Below are 2788 nucleotides of genomic sequence, written 5' to 3' on the forward strand. Positions count from 1 at the left end.
TCCCGGCCCAGTTAAAGTCGCATTACGTCGTTTACGATCGCCACAGTCATCAGTGTAAAGAGAACAGCCATGCCTAAGCGAAGCCCAACCATCTGAACACGCTCACTAACCGGCTTTCCTCGCAACAGTTCAATCGTGTAATACAACAAATGTCCGCCATCAAGCATCGGTATCGGCAACAGGTTCAACACCCCAAGACTGATACTCAGATATGCAAGAAAACCAACAAATGCTTCCATACCTGACTCTGCGGAAGCACCGGCCACTTTAGCAATGGTAATCGGACCACTCAAGTTTTTTACTGAAATCACACCTTCCAGCATTTTCCAGATAGACTCCAGAATCAGTGAAATCATCTGCCAGGTTTTGTCTAATGCCTTAAAAGAAGACTCAAGAAACCCGAAACTGATATCCCGCTTTTGCTCTGGAGGCCAACCAACCGCAGCTGGGCCGGCACCGATATATCCAATTTTACGCCCTTCGACCTCTCTGCCGGCCGGCTTGATATCCAACTGCAAACGCTCGCCAGCACGCTCAAGCTGAACGACCAACTTCTGCTCAGGGGAAGCCTGAACCATCTGAACCAATGCAAACCAATCCACGACGATATCGTCGTTGATTTTCAAAACTTTATCGCCAACCTGTAAGCCTGCACCAGCAGCGACTCCATCATCCAAGAGCCGCCCAATTACTGCAGGAACATCAGGACTCCAGGCAACCAACCCCAAAGCATTGACCGGAGACTGCCTTTCAATATCAAAGTTCCAGTCATTCAGATGAATAACAAATTCTTGTGGCAGGGTGCTATCGGGATACTGCATCCGAATCACCAAAGGACCACTTTCTCCTATACGAGACGCCAAGCTCAGATTAACAGCATCCCATGATAGGGTTTCCTTGCCATCCACACGGATGATTTCACCACCCGGTCTAAACTCTGCTATTGCGGCAGGCGTTCCTGGCACCACATCAACAACCGCTGGCTTGATGGCACTGACACCGGATACAAACATCACCCAGTAAGCAAGAAAGGCAAAGATCAGATTAACCAGGGGGCCCGCCGCAACAACTGCAATACGCTGCAGTACCGGCTTACGATTAAATGCCTGAGACTTAAGCTCATCAGGCACCTCACCTTCACGTTCATCCAGCATACGTACGTAACCACCCAGAGGGATGGCAGCCAACACATACTCTGTTCCCGAGCGTTCACTTCGCCAACGAAACAGCGCCTTACCAAAACCGACTGAAAAGGTTAGAACTTTGACGCCGCAACGACGGGCGACGAAGAAATGCCCCCACTCATGTATGGTCACCAGAATACCCAGTGTTACCAATGTCGCAAGCAAGGTTTGAAGAAGATCCATATGCGGTTTTTACTCAGCTCAGAGTGAGAAACTGGACACCTAATACAAATAACGGTGCAGCAGCCGTGAGACTATCCATTCGATCAAGAATACCGCCATGCCCCGGCAGCAAATGACTGCTGTCTTTTATGCCCTGGTGACGCTTCAGCATGCTTTCAAACAGATCTCCCAGCACGGAAATGATACCAGTGATGATACTCAACAGCACAAGGTAGACAAGTGATTGCGAATCAAGTTCAAACCAGAGCGCAAAACCACCGCCAACGACCAGACAAGACAAAAGACCGCCATAAAGTCCTTCGCGTGTTTTCCCTGGGCTGACGGAAGGCGCCAGCTTATTCTTACCCAGAGACTTACCTGCAAAGTAAGCACCAATATCTGCCGCCCATACCAACAGCAGCAGCATCAAAATCAGCTCAGTGCTGAGCGACTGTGACTTAAGCTCCCCCAGAGCAACCCAAACGGGAAGCAGAACCACATATCCCATCAACACCCGCACACCCACGGATGACCAGCCGGATGCTCGCGGATAACGAACAACCCAAAAAGCGGCCATAACCCAAAAAACCAGGGCCACCCCTAATATAGCGGTCACAGGCAATACGGCTTCGAATTGATGCAATAGTGCTAATGCCACACCAACGGTTGCAATAAAAAAAGCTTTATCTTTAGCTCCTGACAAGCCCGCCAGACGCGACCATTCCCATGCCCCCAACAGCAACACGCCATCGATCGCCAGCAGGAACCAATCTTTGGGAAATAGAAACAGAACAACCAGCGCCAAAGGCGCCAAAACAATTGCGGTCAAAAAACGAGCTTTAAGCACCTTTATCCGCCTCTAACTGCTCACTGGTTCGCCCAAATCGACGCTCACGCCCGGTGAAATCATTGATCGCCTGTTCCAGACGCTCCTTACCAAAATCGGGCCAGTAACAGTCAGCGTAATAAAACTCGGTATATGCGAACTGCCAAATCAGAAAATTACTGATTCGCTGTTCCCCCGCAGTACGAATACACAGATCAGGATCAGGCAGGTCAGACAAAGTTACGTAACGCCCCAACACAGCTTCATCAATCTGATCTGGCGTTAACTCACCTTCTAAGCAGCGCTGAGCGACCTGTTTTGCAGCCGTGGCAATATCCCAACGCCCGCCGTAATTCGCAGCGATATTCAACTGCAATCCTGTACAGGATTCAGTTAATGACTCCGCCTCTGCAATACGTTTCTGCAAAGACTCACTAAAACGTGTCTTGTCGCCAATTACACGCAAGCGAATATTATTCTTATGAAGCTTTTTAACTTCGCGATCCAGCGCAAATTTAAATAACTCCATCAACCCCTTCACCTCTAAAGGTGGACGCTTCCAGTTTTCAGAGCTGAACGCGAACAACGTCAGAGCCTCAACCCCCTGCTCCACACA

At 49.6% G+C, this 2788-nt stretch carries 3 protein-coding genes; all 3 read right to left on the bottom strand.

Annotated elements, in window-relative coordinates; all coding sequences use genetic code 11:
* Window positions 1-11 precede the first annotated feature (11 nt).
* On the bottom strand, window positions 12-1367 hold the full coding sequence (gene rseP, locus ABYW01_RS18615; protein ID WP_372835763.1) for an RIP metalloprotease RseP: 1356 nt from the start codon (window positions 1365-1367) through the stop codon (window positions 12-14).
* 13 nt (window positions 1368-1380) lie between these two features.
* Window positions 1381-2193: a phosphatidate cytidylyltransferase gene (locus ABYW01_RS18620; RefSeq protein WP_372835765.1), complete on the bottom strand. Its 813-nt coding sequence runs from the start codon at window positions 2191-2193 to the stop codon at window positions 1381-1383.
* Window positions 2186-2788: polyprenyl diphosphate synthase (gene uppS, locus ABYW01_RS18625; protein WP_372835767.1), on the bottom strand; the 603-nt coding region annotated here is incomplete at its 5' end. The genes ABYW01_RS18620 and uppS, both read right to left, overlap by 8 nt.

The sequence above is a fragment of the Pontibacterium sp. genome (assembly GCF_041587635.1).
Lineage (GTDB): Bacteria > Pseudomonadota > Gammaproteobacteria > Pseudomonadales > Balneatricaceae > Pontibacterium.

Bases quoted from the DNA above. Each gene is read 5' to 3' on its own strand.
- rseP (WP_372835763.1), bottom strand. From the start codon at position 1,367: ATGGATCTTCTTCAAACCTTGCTTGCGACATTGGTAACACTGGGTATT.